Annotated in this window: 12 protein-coding genes, 1 tRNA gene and 1 pseudogene; 4 read left to right on the forward strand and 10 right to left on the reverse strand. The window is 68.4% G+C overall.

Going from position 1 to position 17,950, the window contains the following annotated elements; genetic code table 11:
- Window positions 1-163, forward strand: a pseudogene (locus tag BMG523DRAFT_RS24850) (IS66 family transposase); the annotation flags it as partial.
- Between the two features lie 141 nt (window positions 164-304).
- On the opposite strand, the gene BMG523DRAFT_RS24855 reads toward BMG523DRAFT_RS24850, so the two are convergent.
- Complete coding sequence (locus BMG523DRAFT_RS24855; RefSeq protein ID WP_152987879.1) at window positions 305-538, reverse strand: hypothetical protein; 234 nt, start codon at window positions 536-538, stop codon at window positions 305-307.
- A gap of 113 nt (window positions 539-651) precedes the next feature.
- Between BMG523DRAFT_RS24855 and BMG523DRAFT_RS19800 the strand changes: the two genes are divergently transcribed.
- Together BMG523DRAFT_RS19800 and BMG523DRAFT_RS23620 are read left to right on the forward strand one after the other, a co-directional pair.
- Complete coding sequence (locus BMG523DRAFT_RS19800; RefSeq protein WP_083494893.1) at window positions 652-1,449, forward strand: TRM11 family methyltransferase; 798 nt, start codon at window positions 652-654, stop codon at window positions 1,447-1,449.
- Between the two features lie 608 nt (window positions 1,450-2,057).
- Window positions 2,058-3,917 carry a recombinase family protein gene (locus BMG523DRAFT_RS23620; RefSeq protein WP_083494894.1) on the forward strand — a complete coding sequence of 620 codons (1,860 nt, stop codon included), beginning with the start codon at window positions 2,058-2,060 and terminating at the stop codon, window positions 3,915-3,917.
- On the opposite strand, the gene BMG523DRAFT_RS19820 is transcribed toward BMG523DRAFT_RS23620, so the two are convergent.
- A tRNA-Arg gene (locus BMG523DRAFT_RS19820) sits at window positions 3,883-3,955 on the reverse strand. The genes BMG523DRAFT_RS23620 and BMG523DRAFT_RS19820 overlap by 35 nt on opposite strands.
- Window positions 3,956-4,142: 187 nt before the next feature.
- Window positions 4,143-4,274 (reverse strand): hypothetical protein, encoded by a 132-nt coding sequence (locus BMG523DRAFT_RS27045; protein WP_255353900.1) that lies wholly within the window; start codon window positions 4,272-4,274, stop codon window positions 4,143-4,145.
- 352 nt (window positions 4,275-4,626) lie between these two features.
- Here BMG523DRAFT_RS27045 and BMG523DRAFT_RS19825 point away from each other — a divergent pair, with 352 nt between their 5' ends.
- Window positions 4,627-5,943: an MFS transporter gene (locus BMG523DRAFT_RS19825; protein WP_235463267.1), complete on the forward strand. Its 1,317-nt coding sequence runs from the start codon at window positions 4,627-4,629 to the stop codon at window positions 5,941-5,943.
- A gap of 71 nt (window positions 5,944-6,014) precedes the next feature.
- Here BMG523DRAFT_RS19825 and BMG523DRAFT_RS19830 read toward each other — a convergent pair whose 3' ends face one another.
- The 7 genes from BMG523DRAFT_RS19830 to BMG523DRAFT_RS19860 all read right to left on the reverse strand — a co-directional run.
- Window positions 6,015-10,028, reverse strand: a complete 4,014-nt coding sequence (locus BMG523DRAFT_RS19830) for a LysM peptidoglycan-binding domain-containing protein (protein ID WP_235463271.1) — start codon at window positions 10,026-10,028, stop codon at window positions 6,015-6,017.
- The gene (locus tag BMG523DRAFT_RS26730) at window positions 10,018-10,206 is read right to left on the reverse strand and encodes a hypothetical protein (protein ID WP_023839863.1); all 189 of its coding nucleotides are present in this window, start codon (window positions 10,204-10,206) and stop codon (window positions 10,018-10,020) included. The genes BMG523DRAFT_RS19830 and BMG523DRAFT_RS26730 overlap by 11 nt, the downstream gene beginning before the upstream one ends.
- Window positions 10,207-10,761: 555 nt before the next feature.
- Entirely contained in the window at window positions 10,762-11,049 is a 288-nt protein-coding gene (locus BMG523DRAFT_RS19840; protein ID WP_011434875.1) for a hypothetical protein, read from the reverse strand.
- A 123-nt stretch (window positions 11,050-11,172) separates the two neighbouring features.
- Window positions 11,173-11,442 carry a WXG100 family type VII secretion target gene (locus tag BMG523DRAFT_RS19845; RefSeq protein WP_011434876.1) on the reverse strand — a complete coding sequence of 90 codons (270 nt, stop codon included), beginning with the start codon at window positions 11,440-11,442 and terminating at the stop codon, window positions 11,173-11,175.
- The gene (locus BMG523DRAFT_RS19850) at window positions 11,430-16,346 is read right to left on the reverse strand and encodes an FtsK/SpoIIIE domain-containing protein (RefSeq protein ID WP_235463273.1); all 4,917 of its coding nucleotides are present in this window, start codon (window positions 16,344-16,346) and stop codon (window positions 11,430-11,432) included. The genes BMG523DRAFT_RS19845 and BMG523DRAFT_RS19850 overlap by 13 nt, the downstream gene beginning before the upstream one ends.
- 110 nt (window positions 16,347-16,456) lie before the next feature.
- Window positions 16,457-16,927 (reverse strand): GGDEF domain-containing protein, encoded by a 471-nt coding sequence (locus BMG523DRAFT_RS19855; protein WP_049760819.1) that lies wholly within the window; start codon window positions 16,925-16,927, stop codon window positions 16,457-16,459.
- A gap of 12 nt (window positions 16,928-16,939) precedes the next feature.
- The coding region (locus tag BMG523DRAFT_RS19860) for a RyR domain-containing protein (protein ID WP_043591950.1) at window positions 16,940-17,950 on the reverse strand (1,011 nt) is incomplete at its 5' end.

Consider the following 17,950-nt stretch of genomic DNA (forward strand, 5'->3'; position numbering starts at 1 on the left):
GGTCTCCGGTGGCTGCTGGCGCACGCTCCAAGGCCTCGCGGACTTCGCCGTTGTGCAGTCCTACCTGTCGACCGCCAGCAAGTGGGGCGTCGACACCCTCGATGCCCTCNCCCGCCTGTTCACCACCGGCGCGTGGCTCCCACCTGCCGCACACCCGGCCTGAACAGCACATTCAGCCTCGACCTCAGCTGAACAGCTACCCAGCCGCTACCCGAGCACCGCCGCGCTTGTTCTCACCTCCCCGCCCACCGAGGCCGCGCACCGAGACGACCTCGCCGTCTTCTACCGCAACCTCGCCGCCCTGCTACGCCCCGGGGGAATTCTCCTCGTCCTCATCCCCGACATCTCGATCGTCGGCCCGGACCCGCTCACCGACACCATCAGCGCCGCCCGCAGCGCCGGCCTCGCATATACCCAGCATCTCCTCGCCATCCATATCCCCCTTGCCGGCGGCATTCTCACCACCCCGACCGACGCCTACTGGGACCCAGCCGACGAGCCGACCATCCCCACCCCCCTGCCGCCGCTGCGGATCCACACCGACCTCGCCGTGTTCACCCGCCCCGCCTCCCGGAGCAGCCTTTGACCCCGAACACGCCATTCCCGCGGCGGGCCTATAGCCTTATCCCCGCCGGCCAGCAGCACCCCCGGATGCAACGCGCCGGCCGGTACACCCCCGCCTCCATGACGCACCCCGCCCGCATGCTGCCCGCCCTCGCCCGTCATCTCCTCACCCTTTACAGCCGGCCGGGTGAGATTGTGCTCGACCCGATGTGCGGCATCGGCACTACCCTCGTGGAAGCCGCGCATTTGGGCCGCCACGGTCTCGGGGTCGACCTGGAATCCCGCTGGGTGTCTCTCGCCCGCGCCAACCTGCACCTCGCCGCCAGCCAGGGCGCCACCGGAACCGGGCAGGTGTTCCGCGGCGACGCCCGCCGCCTGGCCGAGATCATTCCCGGCGACTATCACGGGCGGATCGGCCTGCTCCTCACCTCACCGCCCTACGGGCAGGCCACCCACGGCACCATCACCGCCATTCCCGGCAGCGGCGTCAGCAAAACCGACTACCGCTATTCCGACAGCCCCGCGAATCTCGCCAACACCGACCTCGAGGGGCTTCTCGACGGGGTCGCAGCCATGCTCACCGCCGCCCACAGCCTGCTGCGTCCCGGCGGGATCGTCGCGGTGGCCGTGCGCCCCTACCGGCACGCCGGCGCCCTCGTCGACCTGCCCGGCGCTCTCCTAGAAGTCGCCGCCGAGGTCGGCCTGCACCTGCACGCCCGCGCCGCCGCGATCCTCGCCGCCGTCCGCGACGACGGCACCCTTACCCCCCGCGCCACCTTCTTCGCCCTGCACAACATCCGCGTCGCCCGTGCCGCCGGCCACCCCCTCCATCTGATCGCGCACGAGGACATCCTGCTGCTACGCACCCCCAGCCCAGCCGGCTGACAGTGCGCCCTGACCAGCGCATATGGGCGGCATCGCGGCAGGAGCCCGCAGTCCGGTGGGCTGACAGTCTGTTGGCAAAAGCCCTGACAGTCCCTTGGCGGAACCCCTGACACCCTGCCGCTGGGCCGGGAACGCGGTCCGGCGGCAGGGTGTCCGCGCCCAGAGCAGATCAGGCAAGGCTGCCGGCGCACAGGGCTCGGCCGCTTCGAACGAGGAGTCGCGAGGACGGGACGCAACCGCTGGGGCGACGTCCACTCACACGGGCACGAGAGGCACCCGGCGAAGACTCGACGCAGCCGTTCGCACGCCACTCGCAATGCGACCGGAATTCTGATGACTCGACCGAAGAATGAGAACTCCGACGGTCATAACGATGCAGCCGGCGTTGAAACATCACGGCACAGCGACGACCGTGCAGTGTACGCTGGTGAATACAAACAGGGCGATACCACATACACCATCGCCGTGTACCTCTCGATCGAAAAACCCGAGGTCCGACAAGACCAGAGATTGAACCAGGCAAAGGTAGATCGACGCGTCCTCGCCTGGATAAGAAAATCACGAGAAGGCAGCCCGCAGGAACCAGGAAGCGAGAGTCAAGATGCGTCATGAGTGAATCGCCCGTAGGGCCGGTGGCCGGACGCCCCTTCCCCGCAGCACCCATGTACGGGCCAAGAACAGTCGGCACGTCACCCCTGAACCTTGCTTTCCTCGGCAGAGTATCCGACGAGGACCTTCAGGACCCGACGCTTTCCCTTCCACGTCAAGCCACAAGCTGCCAGACCGTACTACCCCCCGGCGCCCGCATCGTCGCATACTACTGGGACATCGAATCCGGGCGCATAGACCCGTCCAAGCGCGGCAGGAGCGACGCCTACAAGAAGTTCGCCGTTCCAATTCCACGCGACGGCGGAATCCGTGAACTACTCGATGCCGCCGCACGAGGCCCCGCATTTGACGCCGTCATCTGCGAGGCAATCGACCGTGTCGCCCGGCGTACGTATTTCGGCGTGAAGATCGAACATGACCTTGAACGGTGCGGCGTGCCGCTCCTCGCTGCCGATGAGGGCATACAGAACCTGCGTAAGCGCGCCACACAGATTCTGACCAGAAGAGTCAAGCAGGCAACATCCGAATGGTACGTGCTCGAGACGCTCGAGAAGGCATGGGACGGCTTCTGCGAGCACGCGACCCAAGGGTGGAACATCGGCTCCCCGCCTTACGGATACCTCGCGGAGAGGATTCCGCATCCCGTCCCCGCGAAACGGGCAGCCGGCAGCACGAAGACCCGTCTCGCATGGGATCCGGTCCGCGCCCCAGTCGTTCAGAAGATCTTCGAGTGGAGAACCGTCGGAAGGAAGTCGCGGCAGGACATCGCCAACCTTCTGAACGAAGATCCTGACCTGTATCCCCCGCCCGCCGCGAACGATGGACGTCGCACACGCGGGTCCTGGAGCGCGGCCACGGTCAATGAGATACTCGACAACCCCAAGTACACCGGGTACATGGTGTGGAACCGCCGCGCCCGCAACACCGCACGAGGGAAGCGGAACCCGCCCGAGCTCTGGGTCTGGTCCCCCGAGCCCACCCACAGGCCGATCGTGAGCCTGAACATCTATCAAGCCGCATCCAACATAGGAAAGCCCCGGCAAGGCTCTCGCTCCGCCACCAACGGCAACAATCATACATCCAACAAGCGGTTCTATCTGCTGAGGTCCTTCGTGCGATGCGCGATCTGCATGCGGCGTATGGAAGCAACTACCCGCAAGAAAGATATTGTCTACCTACGCTGCCGCGTGCGCCCTTCCGATGGGCACGACGCCGCGCACCGCTGGCCCCAGCACCCAGCAGACCTCTACTTGCCCCAGCGCGTCCTCCTCGAAGGCGTCCTGGACTTCTTCGCTGACCGCGTCTACGGACAGGACCGCCGCCACCTCTTCGACCGCGAGATCGCCGAAGCCGACAAACAGGCCCGGCAGCAATGGCAGGAAAAGATCAACGCGGTGGAACGCGCCCTTGACGATCTCAGCCAGCGACGACGTCGACTTCTGAACACACTCGAAACCACGGACGACCTCGAACCTGAGCTTCTCCAGGACATCAACCGCCGGTCAGCGCAGATCAGCAGCGATCAGGAAGCCAAGCGACGCGACCTGGCTCACCTCCGCACCCACCCACCAGCCCAGGCGGGCAGCGACACGGACCTGTTCGATCTCCTTGGAACCGTCACCCGCGCCGAGCTCACCCGCATGCCCGACGAGCTACTCAGAGACCTTTTCGACGCATACGGCCTCGAGATCATCTACGATGCACGAGTGAATCGCGTCACATGCACGGTCGGCATCGACGAACACAACCTGCCGCTCGTCACCAGCGTGACCAGCGCCATACAGAACATCCCCAAACCGGCTGTCCGGTTGGGGGGGTTTGATGTGCGCTCGGAGGGACTCGAACCCCCAACCTTCTGATCCGTAGTCAGATGCTCTGTCCGTTGAGCTACGAGCGCGATCTGCCACCGTGGTGGCCGGCGGTGCCAGCTTACAGCACCCGACGGGTGGCACCGATCCCCCGAGGGGGATGTAGCTTTCCGTAGTTCATCATGTGCTTATTGTGTGGACAGATGTGGGGTCATCGTCGAATCGGCAGCTGCGGCACCGGCAGGAGGAGTTGCCGGTGGGGCGCGCGGCGGACGGTCAACCGCTGACCGTCCGCCGCGGCGGGAGGCGGCGCAGTACGACCTCCCTGAGCCGGCGATCCTCCGCCTCGGCGGGCAGTTCGCGTGCCCGCACCGGGAGGTGCGTGTCCGAGAGCATGACCAGACGCACCCCGCCAGTATCCGACGCGACGGCCGCGGGAACGCCATCGTGCCCGATCGGGCGGGCACGTTCGCGCCCGCTGCCGAGAGGTCCTCATGGTCGAGCGGTCCTCATAGTGACATCGGGATGTCATCGGGTGTCGTCGATCATAATTGGATTTATGTAACTTAATTAGATTTTATGTATCGTAATTAGATCTGTCGAAGCATAATTGGATGCCGCCAGAGCGTTGTTCGATCTTATCGGGTATTGTCGCATGGAGCAATGATGCGTAACGATCCGGGGCGCAGGGTAATTCTCCTCGCGGCGTGCGCATCATGAAGATCGACGGCTGGAGATCATCCTGATGGATCCGGGCGGCGTGCGCCGCGTGACTCGGAGCCAGCCCTTCGATGCCCAAGTACTGTTCCGTGCCCGGGCGGCGACGATGAGCTCGCTGTTCCTGCTGGCTCTGCTGCTTGCGAGCTGGGCGCCGCGTATACCGCAAATCAAGGAGGGGCTCGAACTCGGCGACGGGCAGCTCGGTCTGACCCTGCTCGGCGCCCCGATCGGGGCGGTTCTGACACTGTGGCTGATCGGTCTGGCGGTCACCCGCTACGGCAGCATCACCATGGTGCGAGCAGGTTTGCCCGCCTACTGCGCCACCGGTCTTCTGGTCCCGCTCGTCGAGGGACCCTGGTCTCTGTTCGCCCTGCTCGCCCTGTGGGGGGCGACCAGCAGCTGCCTCGACATCTCCCTGAACACCCAGGCCGTGGGGATTGAGCGCTGCTACCAGCGGCCGATCATGACCTCCGCCCATGCGGCGTGGACGGCGGGTGCCCTGTCCGGGGCCGGGATCGGTTCGGCGGCGGCCGCTCTGAGTGTCCCGATCGGCGTGCAGTTCGCGGTGCTCGGCGGGTTGGGTCTCGCTGCCGCCCTACCCGCCACGGCCTGGATGCTGCCCGACGGCGCTGCACCGGAAGTCGCGCCGGGGGACGGGCGAGATGGCTGGGACGGGGACAGCGACAGAGCGATGCCCCGGGGTCCCGTCGGCACCGGCAGCCGTGCCCGGCCGTTCGTCGCACTGTGCGTCATCGCCTTCGGTAGTTTCCTCTGCGAAGGTGTGGCAGCGGACTGGAGCGCCGTCTACCTCACCGATGTGGCCGGAGCGGCCGTCGGAATCGCGGGTATCGGCTTTGTGGCCTTCACCTCCTGCATGTTCGTCGTGCGCCTGTTCGGGGACCGCGCCATGGCACGGTTCGGCCCGACCCGAACGGTCCGCGGCCTCGCCGTGACCGCGATGGTGGGATTCGCGCTCATGCTTGCGCTCGGTTCCTCGGCGTTCGGCACGGTCGGGGGAATCGTCGGATTCGGAACGCTCGGCGTCGGCACCGCCTGCGTGCTGCCCGCGGTGTTCTCCGCGACGGGGCGGCTTGGATCTTCGACGGGCAGCTCCATCGCCGTGGTCGGCACGGTCGGGTATGTCGGATGGTTGTGCGGGCCGGCTCTCATCGGTGGGCTCGCCGAGCTGGCGGGCCTGCAGTTCGCCATGGTCGTCGTGTTCGTCCTGCTCGTTGCGATCACGGTTTGCGCGTCGGCGCTGCGCGGTCCCGATTCTCCTGCTGCGGCTGCCGAGTTCACTGCGGACCCCGGTACCTCGGAGATCTCCGGGGTACCCAAGATCCCCGAGGTCGGCTAGCGTCACCGGCGACCAGCGACCAGCCATCAGGCCGGGTCCTCTGCCGGCTGCCCCGGAAGCGGAAACGGGCACTACCGCCGGCCGCGACGGAATCCGGGCAGGAGGGTCTGCACCAGTGCGTCCGTCTCGGCCTCGGCCCGCCCGCCGCGACGCACCCCGCCGACACCGATAGTTCGGTACATCTCCGTTGCCACAGCCTGCAGAGTCCGGCGATCACCCCGTGCGGCGACCGTGCGCAGCAGGTCCCGCCAGAGCACTTCGGAGGTCGGCACGGCCCGTAGCCCGGTGCGGCAGGCCGCCATCGCCGTCATCGTGTCACCGAAGTCCAACGTCAGCTGGGCGAGGCGATGCGCCACGTCGACCACGCCCGCCCGGGTGCTTCGGGCGATTGGCCCGGTGGTCGCCCAGCGGTACCGCCCGGCAGGCAGATCCGTCCACAGGGGACCGCTGACCATCCGCAGGGCTGTCGTCAGATCCGCCTCGGCGTCGCTGCCCGGCAGACCGGCCCGGTGGGTGTAGGCCACGAAGAGTTCCCAGTCGCAGCGCACATCCGGACTCAGCCACCACCGGCCATCCGGGCCGATCATGATCCGAGGCAAGCCGCTGGCATCGGTCCCCAGCCACTGGCGCGCTTCGGTCAACGCGGCGTCGGCGATCTCCTCCGTGGTGTCGGATGGCCAGATCTCCTCGGCGAGGAGCCGACTGTCCACGCCTTCCCGGTGCAGCGCGAGGTAGACGATGACCTCGGTCAACAGGTCGATGCGCTCGGCGGGTGGTCGCCCGGGACCCTCGACGGTGGGCAGTCCGAGAATCCGGACCTGCGCCTCGGCGGGCGCGGTGGGATCGGCGGGCGGCGTGGTTTCGAGCGGCACACGCTGTGGCGCCGCCCCGGACGTCCCCGTCGGGGGCCGTGAAACGCCGACATCCGGGACGGTGGTATCTCCGTCGGCGTAGCGCGCCCGAGCAGTCTGAGGCGGTGCACGGTGCGCGTCCGCCGCCAGCCGTTCGTTCGGAGGCGGGATCGGCGGCCGGGGTGGGATCGCGGTCCGGTACCCGGTGGTTGGCGGCGGGGGGGCAGGGGGTCCAGGTGGTGCCTCCGTCCCGGGCTGGATCGATTCGGCCGGGACGCGGCCCTGCCGGTTCGCTCGCATCCGGGGCGTCTCGAAGTAGACCACGGGTGGTACCCGTGGGATATCCGTCGGGTGGATGAGCGGTCGCCCCGGATGGGCCAGCAGACCGGCGGCTTCGGGGGCGTCGCCGGTGTCCGTGGTGGTCGGTAGGACGGGACCGGCCGATGCGGTCCTTCGCGGAGGGCTGGGAGGCTTGGGCGTGGGCGGCGGGGGTTCGGTGGGGAGCCGGCGGCCGTTCGAGGGCGGTCGCGTCGGATCGTCGTCCGATGGGGAAATGGTGGGTGGGAATCCGGTGCCGGGCAGGACCGCGGCGCGACCGTGCATGTCCTGCGGTTCCGCTCCGCGTGGCTCCGGTGTGGCAGAGCCGGGGTCGGGGAGTGGGCCTGCCGGAGTGGGGACGGTCGAGAGCGGCTGGGGGAAGGCAGGCCCGGTGAGGGCTGAGAGTTTCGGCGTCCAGGGCAGCGCCCCGGGCATGGAGCCGCGTTGTGAGGGTGGCCTTGTCGGCTCGTCGGGCCGGGTAGTTGCCGGCCCGGTCGCGGTGGGTCCGGCGACGATCGGTCCGGCGGGCGGCTGTGATACGGGGGGTGGTGGGGGGCCCTCGTCCGGCAGACTCTCGTCCGGCAGGCTGCCCGAGGCCCGGGCGGGAGATCCCGCCGCATCGGCCCGATGGAACAGCGCGGTGATCGAGGTGTACTCGGTCATGCTCAAAGCCTGCGCCCGTACCTGGACGCCGAGAACGCCGAGGGACACGCGGCGGTCCGACTCGACCGTGAAGCGCCAGCGGGCGGCCGGGGTGTCGCCGACGGTGAGGACTCCCACGGCGTCGTCCCGCCCGTTCGCCATCCTGGTCAACCGGGCGACGTCGGCGGCTGCGGGAGGGGCCGCGAGAATGAGTAGATCGGGTGCCAGCGCCCGTGGATTGCCGGTGACCCGATCGCGGCCGCCCGCGGTGACGGTCGGCGGGTCTGCCGGTGCCGGATCGACGCCGGTGCGACCGGCGTCGTCCTGTGGTCCGGCGAGTTCGTCGAGGACGGCGCTCAGGTCGTCCGCTGTCCAGACCCGAGCGGGTGCGATCGTCGTCAGGTCGGCTCCGGTGTCGGCCGGGAAACCCACCAGACAGACCCGCAGATCATCCGACCACACGTTGGTTCCCAGCTCGATCGCCACGGCGATCGCGACCTCCGTCGCGACGTCCAGGTCGCCGATCAGGCTGATGATGCCCGGAGCGCCTTCCAGGTCGACGAGAATGCGTGACCCGGCGTCGTCCCGGCCGAAGGTGACGAGGGCCGGGAACGGAGCCGGCACGCCGGCCGTCATCTGGGCGATCATCTGGGCCGGCTGGTCACCGGGCAGACCGGGCATCCGCTCGATCCGCCAGGACCCGGGCGCCTCGCCAACGGTCCATGGGGGCGGTGGAGGCTCCTCCTCCGCGGGTGCCATGTGCAGGATCAGCAGGTCGTCGGTGAGGATCGCCGCGTACACCGGGGGAAGCAGACGTCCCAGATCGGTCAGGCCGGCAGACAGAACGCGCAGTGAGCGGTCGACAAATCGGGCGGCATCCGTGTCGGCGGCCAGGAGCAGCGCGCGCTCTGTCTCGTCCTCCGGGGGGCTCGCCGGCCCCGCCCGGCGTGTGGACAACGCCACCATGACTCCGGCGGCGAGCAGGCTGGCGGCTGCTATCCCCAGCAGACCCTGGGAGGACGGTCCGAAGGAGTCGGACGTGAGCAGGCCGGGTGTAGTGGGGCCACCGGTGACCACCGCGGTGTTCCGCGCCGAGACGACCGGGGCCGTGTCATCCAGGACTGCCAGCGCACGAGAGGCGCCGAGACGACCGTCGCTGTCCCCCGGCCCGGGGTCTTCGAAATCGGGATAGCTGGGTTCTGGATCATCGAGGCCCGGGTCGCCGGGGCCGTGGTTGTCGAGGTCAGTGAGGTCGTAGCCGCCGGGGGTGGGGGGCGCGGTACCCGTTTCGGCGGCAGGCCATCCCGGGACGGAGTCCGGTACATGCAGTGTCTGCAGGCCCTCGCCCTGCGCGTCGGCGGGCAGCAGCAGCACCCAGCCGGCATGGATGAGCGATGGCTTGGACAGCGTGCGGCCGTCCGGCTGGGCACGACCCTCGTTGAGGTCGAAGATCTCCCGATACCGTAGACCGTCACCGAGGAAGCGCTCCGCGATGCCCCAGAGGGTGTCGTGGTGGCGTCCCTCGGCAGGTCGCACCTCGTAGAGCTTCATCATGCGCCCGTTGGGCATGAGCCGGCCGTTCGGATCCGCGATCGGACTGATCAACTCGGCGTGGCGGACACGCGGTGTCATGCGGCCAGCCGGGCCAGCCGGGCTGCTCCCCGGTTCCGGCCGTGACGGCCAGGTCTGCTGGGTCGGTGCGCCGGCGCCGGGATCCGTTGTCGTGGTCACCGGAGCCCGATCACCCCTCGTGAGCGCGGGCGCCCTGTCGTCCGGAGCCGGCCGCGGAGCGACCAGGGCCGCCGAGGTCGTCGATACCGGCATTGCCGTCCCCATCCGGCCGGGCGCAGGCGGAACGGCGGGGGCCCGGGCGTATGTCATCGGGGCGACCAGAACCGTCGTCCCGGAGAACAACACGGATGTGGCGACGAGACGGCGGGCGAGGTTCTGGGGGGCGCCGCCCAGCGGTATCCGCGGGGCGAGGCCGGTACCGCGCAGCTCGGCTCGGCATTCCGCGATGAGACAGGCGGTGAAGTGCAGCCAGGCGGCCCAGAAGAGCAGGGCCAGGATGGCTCGGACGACCGCGCCGGTTCCGTCCCTGCTCTGGAGCGGTGGACCCAGTACCAGGATCAGTACGACCGGAACGCCGAGGACGACACCGGCGATCGCAGCGATGGCCCCGGCTGCGCGCAGCCGTTCCCGAGACCGCAGCTCCGCGGAGACCACCGGCACCGGCTGGCGGGCCGGCACACTCCCGGCCCTGTCATCGACCATCCGATAGGGAGGGTCGCCGGCACGCGGAAGCCGCCGTCGTGACCGCGGTGCCGCCGCCGGAGAGGCGGACGTCATCGATGCCGGCGGCGAGGACGGCCGCGCGGATCGAAGTGGTGTCGATGGTGGCGGGAGCGGCGTGGACATGAACGTCCCCGATCAGGCGCAGGGTCGGGCGCATGGGCACTCCGGGCACGGCCTCGTGCCCGGTTGCGTGGCGCTCATGCTAGGTCGCTGGAAGCCGGTTTCCAGGGCGAAGCAGCAGTTCCCTGACCTTCTTGTGACCATTACCTGGATCCGGTCGATGGTATGTCTCCGCCGTGGATGCCGGCGCTCCAGGCTCTGGACTGGGGCGAGCTGACGGGACTTGCGGGAGCGGCGCCGAGCCGCCTGGATGCCCGCACGTCGATCTCGTGCAGTGGACACCCGGCCTCCTCGCGCTGCTGTGCCTGGACGGCGACAGAAGGACGAACCCGCTGTAATCGTACCAGCGTGGTTGCATAGAGGAAATTTTGAGATGAAAGATCTATGATACATTACTCAAGGTGGGCATCTGATGTCGTTCCGATGCTAAATGTCCAAATTTATTCTTACGTTGAGTTATCCCTAAAAGTGTCCAGTGTCGCGGCGTACCAGGGCAGGCGTATCTTCGATCGACCACCTTGTCCATTCCCGCATCCGCGGAACACCGGCGCTGGCCACACACCGAGGCCGGACCGACCCCGGAGTGGTCTGGTCATCCGGCACTCTGGATCTCGTTCTGAATCTCGGCGAGCCGCGCACGTAGCTGATCCAGCTGGGTGTGCAGTTCGGTGAGGGTCCGGTCGTATCCCGGCCAGACGGTGGTCCGGAAATCGACCGCGCTACGGCCGTCCCAGCTCTCCGGGTCGATCAGTACCTTCGCCGCGGCGCGGAGCTCGTCGAAATGGGTGAGCAGCGGGCCGTTGATGATCGTGGTGAGATCGGCGATGGCGGTCACGGCTTGTGGCGTGCTGCGGACGGTGACATCGGACGGCTGGGTCATGGTGTGCTCCGGTGACGGGGAACTGGACGGCCGTCTCGGCGGCAAAGCGCCTCGATGGCATGGAAGAGAGCGAACGGCGCAGTGGACAGTGGTCCCGGGAGGGTGCGGTCCCGGGGTGATCCCTCAGCTTCCGGCCGCGGCGGTTCGGCGGTTGATCTCGGTGATGCCGCGGGCGAGCTCGGCGAGGTTCGTCCGCAGGTCGGTCAGCGCGCTCTGCACCTCCGGCCAGACCTGAGCACGAAAAACCTGTGCCTTCGGGCCCTCCCAGTTTCGCGGGTCCGCCAACGTATTGCCATGATTGATCAGATTTGTCGTGGTCGCCTGCAGATCGGGTAGCTGTCGGCTCATCCGCCCGGCCGCCTGTTGGGCCGCTGGTGTGGTCACGGTTCGCACGGCATTGTTCCTTTCGGGACTCGAGCAGAGGGGGACGTGAGCAGGTTGGGTGTCGGGGGACAGGCGACCTGGACGGGAAGGACGGCTCCGCGGCGCACCAGCACCCCGCGACCTGGAGGGGCGGGGCCGCCGATCGTGCGGGACAGCCGGACTCCGAGCAGTTCGCCGTCACCCGGCCGCCCCGGGGCCAGGAGCAGCCCGTACCCACCGCGGCGGACGTCGACGAGGAATCCGCGGTACTGGCCCAGCAGCTCCTCGGTCGTACCAGCGACGATCAACACGCCGCCGCCGTCGCGTGCGGCCTGCCAGAAGGCCGCCAGTTCGGCCGCGGCCCGTTCACCGACCAGTTCGGCGTCGTCGACGAGGACGACCAGAGGTTCGTCCCCTGACAGGCCGGTTGGCAGGTCGGTCAGCGACCGGGTGGTGTCGGTCCGACGGGTCTTCGGCGTGACGGCTGACTCACCCCGCCCGCGGCCGCCGTGACGGCCGGTGCTGTTGCTTCCCGCCTCCTCCACGAGGTTCATGGTTCCGTCCAGAACGGCGACGACACCGGGTCGGTGGGCGAGGGAACGAAGGGGCGACGGACGCGGCGTCAACGCGACGATTCGGGCACCCTCGGTAAGGAGTGACAACGCCAGCGTGAGTAGAACGCAACTGCGCCCGGATCGTGGCGGGCCGCTGATCATGAAACCGGGACTGTCGGCATCCAGATCCACCTCGACGATCTCCAGCTCGTCCCCTCCGATTCCGATCGGCACGTGCAGCGAAGATCGATTTTCTGGGCGCATGGCCGCCGCCACGGATCTCCGCGACCGCCCGGGCGCGCGTTCCATCTGCTCGGATGTGACGAGGGAGGGCAGCGCGTCGATCCGGAAAGGACGACGATCGAAGCGCTCCGGCAGCCTTCGCGGCACCTCCACAGATCGGCCCGCATGGGACATCGCCCGAGAGCCCACCGCCCGCAGTGCCGCAACCTGAGCCCGGCCTGTGGGGTCCGCGTCGAGCAGCGCGATCTGTGTCTCCACGGGACTGGGGAACCGACCTCCGACCGCGACCCCACGTCCGGCGGGCAGCGTCCCGGGCACGTCGAACGGGGACAGGCCGGCGAGTGCGTAGTCGGAAGGGTCGGCCATCCGCAGGAGTAGTCGTTCGTCGACGAGCGACGCCAGCCGCCCGATCAACCCTCGTCGATCGGTAGTGATGATCACTCGCAGGCCCACCGCCTGACCTTCGCGCACCAGCCGCAGAAATTGGTCGACGAGTATTCCTCCGTCGACGTCCTCAAACGCGGCCAGAAATCCTTCGAACCGGTCGACGAGCAGCACCAGGTACGGCGATGGGCGCATGGCGTCGCCCGCATCGCCGGGGGACGGCCGCCACGACCGCCGGGCCTCGGCAAGATCCATGAAGCCTTTCCGGGAGAGGATCGTCTGCCGTTCGCTGATCTCATTGGCCAGACGGGCGAGGAGCCTCGCGACCCGCTCGGGATCGTCCCGGCTCACCACGGCACCGGAGTGCGGCAGGTCCTCGAGGGGTGCCAGGGCGTTGCCGCCGCAGTCCAGTCCGTAGAGATGGAGCTCGCCGACGGGCAGGGCGGTGGCGAGGGCGCCGGCAGCGGTGCGCAACACGGTCGAGCGCCCGGTCCGTGGCGAGCCGACGATCATGAGGTGGCCGCCGTGTTCCAGATCGATCGTGAAGGGCAGCTGAAGCTGACGGTCACAGTGATCGGCCAGCCCGATGGCGACGGGAGGGAGCCGAACGAGACCGTCCGCGTGGAGCCCGGGGGATCCGCTGGAGCCCGCCGGACGGTTGGAGCCCGCCGGACGGCGGCCGTAGCCATCCGCGGCGATGGTGTGGTCGCTCGGGCCGGTGTGGTCGCTCGGGCCGGTGCGGCCGGCGGTCGCCCCGACGAGGGAGTCGAGGGTAATCCGCTCAGGGAGCGGGGGAAGCCACGGACTGGGTATCGGAGAGATCCCGAGCCTCGTCGAGGCCTCCCGTACTGCCGAGACCAGAGCAGCCAGGTCGGTGCGCGGCTCTGCCAGGGACACGTCTTCCGACGGCGGTCCGTCCGACGGCGCCGGCACCACCTGGGACGTGTCGGCATCCCGACGTGGAGCGTCGTCCGGTTCCGGCCACGGTAGCGGGGTGACCCTGGGCACAGGAATTCCGGACGAGCCGTCTCTGCCTGGTCTGGTGACCGGATCCGGTCCACCGATCCACCCGGTCTGAACGGCTGTCGTGATGCCCGGGCCGGTGCGTACCACCGCCCGACCGGGAGTGGCCGGACTGATCAGGGCAGCGGCCGGGCAGCCGACGACGTCCTCGCTCTCCGCCGCGTCGGTGACCCGCAACGCGATGCGCAGGTTCGTATTCGCCCGGATCTCCGGTGACACCACCCCCGCGGGGCGTTGGGTGGCCAGCAGGAGATGGATCCCGAGCGACCGTCCGCGTTGGGCCAGGTTGACCAATCCGGCGACGAATTCGGGTAGTTCGCGGGCTAGCGTGGCGAATTCGTCGACGACCAGAAGTAGGCGGGGAATCGTCGGACGCTCGATGGGGTGAGGGAGCAGACGTCGAAAGGCGTCGAGGTCCTTCGCTCCGGCCGCGGCCAACATCCGTTCCCGTCTGCGAAGCTCGGCGCTGAGCGAGCTCAGCGCGCGTCGAACCAGGTGCGGATCGAGGTCGGTGACCATACCGACGGTGTGGGGGAGAGCGGTGCACTCGGCGAACGCGCTGCCTCCCTTGTAGTCAACCAGCACGAAGATCATCTCGTCCGGGCGGTACATCACGGCGTGCGCAGCAATGATCGTCTGCAGCAGTTCGGACTTTCCCGCCCCGGTCGTGCCAGCGACCAGCCCGTGCGGTCCGTCGCGAGAGAGATCGATCGTGAACCTCCCACCCTCACCGATCCCGACTGGTACCGCCCTGCTCGCCGCGCCCCGGGGCGGCTGCGGCACCGATGACCAGAAATCTTGGATCACCTTCGGCGTGGGTGGGTCGGCGCCGAGGATGTCCAGGAGCCGGACGGCGGAGGGAAGGCCCTCGGAGTCGTCGTCACCGGCGTCGCGCAGCGGCGCCAAGGCTCTGGCGACCGACTCACACCAGTCGGCCGCGGAGGCCAGTCCCGCGGCATCGACGGCCGGTGCTCCGGCCTGGCCGGTGAGACCGGCCTGGTCGGTGAGACTGGGCAGGCCGGTGAGACCGATAAGGTCTGGGCAGACATGTCTGATCACGGCTGACCGATCCTGCCGCATCAACAACTCGTCGCCGTCCTGTTCGACAACGGCCCGGCATTCGGGCGGAAGGTCCCGGACGTCGGCCTCCAGGCAGATGATGTGGATGCCGACCGCCGGTCCGCCACGTAGCACGGTCGTCATCCCGGGAACGGAGCGCAGCATCCGGGCCCCGTCCAGCACGACCAGGATGTCGGGGGCGGATCTGGGTGCCTCGGGCGGATGGGCGCGGCGACTCTCGATCAAGGATGTAAGTTCGGCGATCCGGCGGGAGCGGCTGACCTCGTCGGCTCCGACGAAAATGGCCTTCTCCTCTACCAACGGCCGACAGTGCGGCAGCCAGCGGATCCATCGCCAGGCATCGACGATGCCTGTGGAGCCAATCAGTAGACAGATCCGGAGATCGCGAGGGCTGTGCAGGACAGCGGCCTGGATGACGAGCCAGCTGCCGAGAAGCTGCGGCAACATGCCCTGACCGGTGACGCCGAGCACTCCCCGCTCGGCCAGAGCAATGACGGCGGGGACATCGGGAGCGACCCAGGCCGGGGGCTGCCGGGGCGTGACGGCGACAGGGGAGGGGTCCGTGGTCCGGACCCTGCTTGGCAGGTCGGCCGTGCCGAACCTCAGGTGCAGGTGGTCGGGGTCATGACGACGCCGCTCCCACAGCGTCGCAGTCGGTCCCTGAGCGGTGGCGAGCAGACTTGCCGGATCGGGGTGGCTGCGACGACGCTCGGCGCATTCCGCCGCAAGCGCGGCACGAGCCGCGGCCTCGACGTCGTCCCGCTCCTGCCGGTAGCGGGCCATGGCCGCACGGAACTCCCGGCCCTCCCGCCGTCGGCCGCTCACCACGGAGGCGGCCAGGCTCACCGGCGCCAGCACCGCGAAGAGCAGAACGTAAACCGTCCGCAGCAGGGCTGCCATGCCCAGGGCGGCGACAAGCGGCAGCACCGTCGTGAGCACCGGAACCTGGACACGGCGGGGTTCGGCGGGTGCGGCCGGCAGGACAAAGACGGACTCCCGCTCCGGCGGATGCAGGCGAGGCGGACGGTTGACGTCGAGCATGCCAGGAGCGGAGACGGACGGGCGGGTCAGCACCGTGAGCGGTGCGGGCCGCACGAGCAGCAACGTCACCGGGGCGATCCGCACCGCGGCCAGGATGGTGCCGGCAGGCAACGATGGGTGGTCGCCGAGGACGGCCGCGCCCGGACCGGCTGTGACGGTGCACCGACCGTCGACCTCGATCCGGATGGTCAGCGCGGGCTCGTCGCTGCTGTGACCCCCTAGCGTGACAGTGCAGCCGGGTCCCGAGCCGACGGTGAACTCACCCGCCGGCAGGTGATGAATGTCGCCCGCCCCGGGTCCGCCGATGATCATCAGGTCGACCAGGCCCGTCCCGCGGACCCGCCGGGACACCGCGGCATCAAGGCTCACCACCGCACCCTCACGCAGCGGCGAGGAGGCCAGGGTCGTCTCCGGGTCGAGCGGACGGACGGTACCGGAGACGTTGATCGAGGTCCCGGCCCGCGCCGGTGTGGGAGTACGCCGCTGCGGGCGGACAGCGGCGGCCATCGCCCCGGCCACCGCACGGAGTGGGGTTTCCGGGGCGGCGGTCAGTAGTACGTCCGTGCTGGAATTCCGGGTGGCATCGCGGACGGTGAGGGTGAAACGCATGTATGGAAGATACGGCGTGGAAAAGCGGGAAGCGGGACCGGCCGACGGGGAGTTCTTCTACTTGGTGTTGTGGTCGAAATACGTGGTGGCGCAGAAACCACCATGACGATTCATGGCGAGTCGCGAGGACGATGCTCCCGCCCGACCGTGCGTGCCGTCGCCCGGGTGCGCATCACCTCCGTACCCGCCAGCTCCACCATGGCGTCACCCACCTCGGCAGCGTCGGCCGGGATCGGTAAACCGAGCGCAGGTTCGGGTGAGCGTGCCTGGCCGGTCGGAGACGGCCCGGCCGACAGGGCCACTCCGGCGCTCACTGACATGCTGATCCGATGACCGTGCACGTCCAGCGGTCCGTCCAGGGAGGAGATGAGCCGCTCGGCCAGGGTCGCGGCCTCGGCCGCGGTAACGGGTCCGGTGAGGATGACGAACTCGTCCCCGCCCCAGCGCCCGAGAATGTCGCCGGGGTGGAGTATTTTCGAAAAGCGGCGGGCGGCGGCATCCGGAACGGCATCGCCCATCGGATAGCCGAAGGAGAAATTGACTCGACGAAATGCATCCAGGTCACGGAAGGTCGGGGTCAAACGGTCGGCAGGTCAGCTGCGTCGACGGACAATATGGAATCCCGCCTCGGCCAGAATCATCGGTATCAGCCTGATGGTCTCGTGGTCCTTCTCGCGACTGGGGGCATCAAGGTCGTCCCACGGTACAAGCATGGGATGAGTTTTTCGATCGTTGTCCCGGTGGGGTCCGTACCGCCACCCGTTAGCCTGTCGCTCGACCATCCACCGCTCGTGTTCCCGCTTCGCGAGAATTTCAACCTCGTTGTGCTGCGCGTCGGTCACACTGAAAGAAAAAGGATCGTCTCGGACAGCGCCGGCAACGATTCCACAGCCGATCATGTCGAGTTTTCGGCGGATGTCGCGGGCTTGTTCGTAGTTGGCGTTGCGAAAATCCTCCGAGAGATTTTCCCAGGCGACGAGCGCGCGGTTTTCTTCCGGTCTTTCGCCGGCTTCCATCCGCCGCCGGCAGTAGTCTCGGTGTATTCCTTTGGCGAGCTGTTCGACCTGGGGATCCTGTAGCTGGTCGGGATCGCAGACGCGGTCCAGCAGTGGAAAAACGGTGAGGCCGCGGTAGAGGATGTCCAGCGGTCGCGCGCCGTCACCGCTACCGAAGGCCTGCCCGAAGGGAGTCATGCGATCCACCCGAACGATCACCTTGCGGTGTCCGGGCAGCCGGGACACCGCAAGAGCCTTGCGTAACGCCAGTTCCTCGTCCTCGTAGCAGATGAACACCAACTGCATGGCTCCTTCCGGGGCGTATCCATCCAGAAGACCATTCAGGTCGACCTCGTCGGAACCCGTATCCTGGCAGATGGTGTCTACCATCGCCTCGACGAGGCCATAGCGGGTCTGCAGCAGCCTCAGTACACCGCTGGCATTCTTGTCGATGAGGGTCACCTGCATCCGCGACGTCGCACCTACCTCTCTGCGGCGCCGCGCGAGTTCCAGGAGCAGCTCCCGGCCGAACGGGCCCATGCCCACTATCACGACGGACAGACCAAGGGGCGCGAACGCGATCCGTTCGTCGTCGAGCAGAAGACTTGC

It is taken from the genome of Frankia sp. BMG5.23 (genome assembly GCF_000685765.2).
Taxonomy (GTDB): domain Bacteria; phylum Actinomycetota; class Actinomycetes; order Frankiales; family Frankiaceae; genus Frankia; species Frankia casuarinae.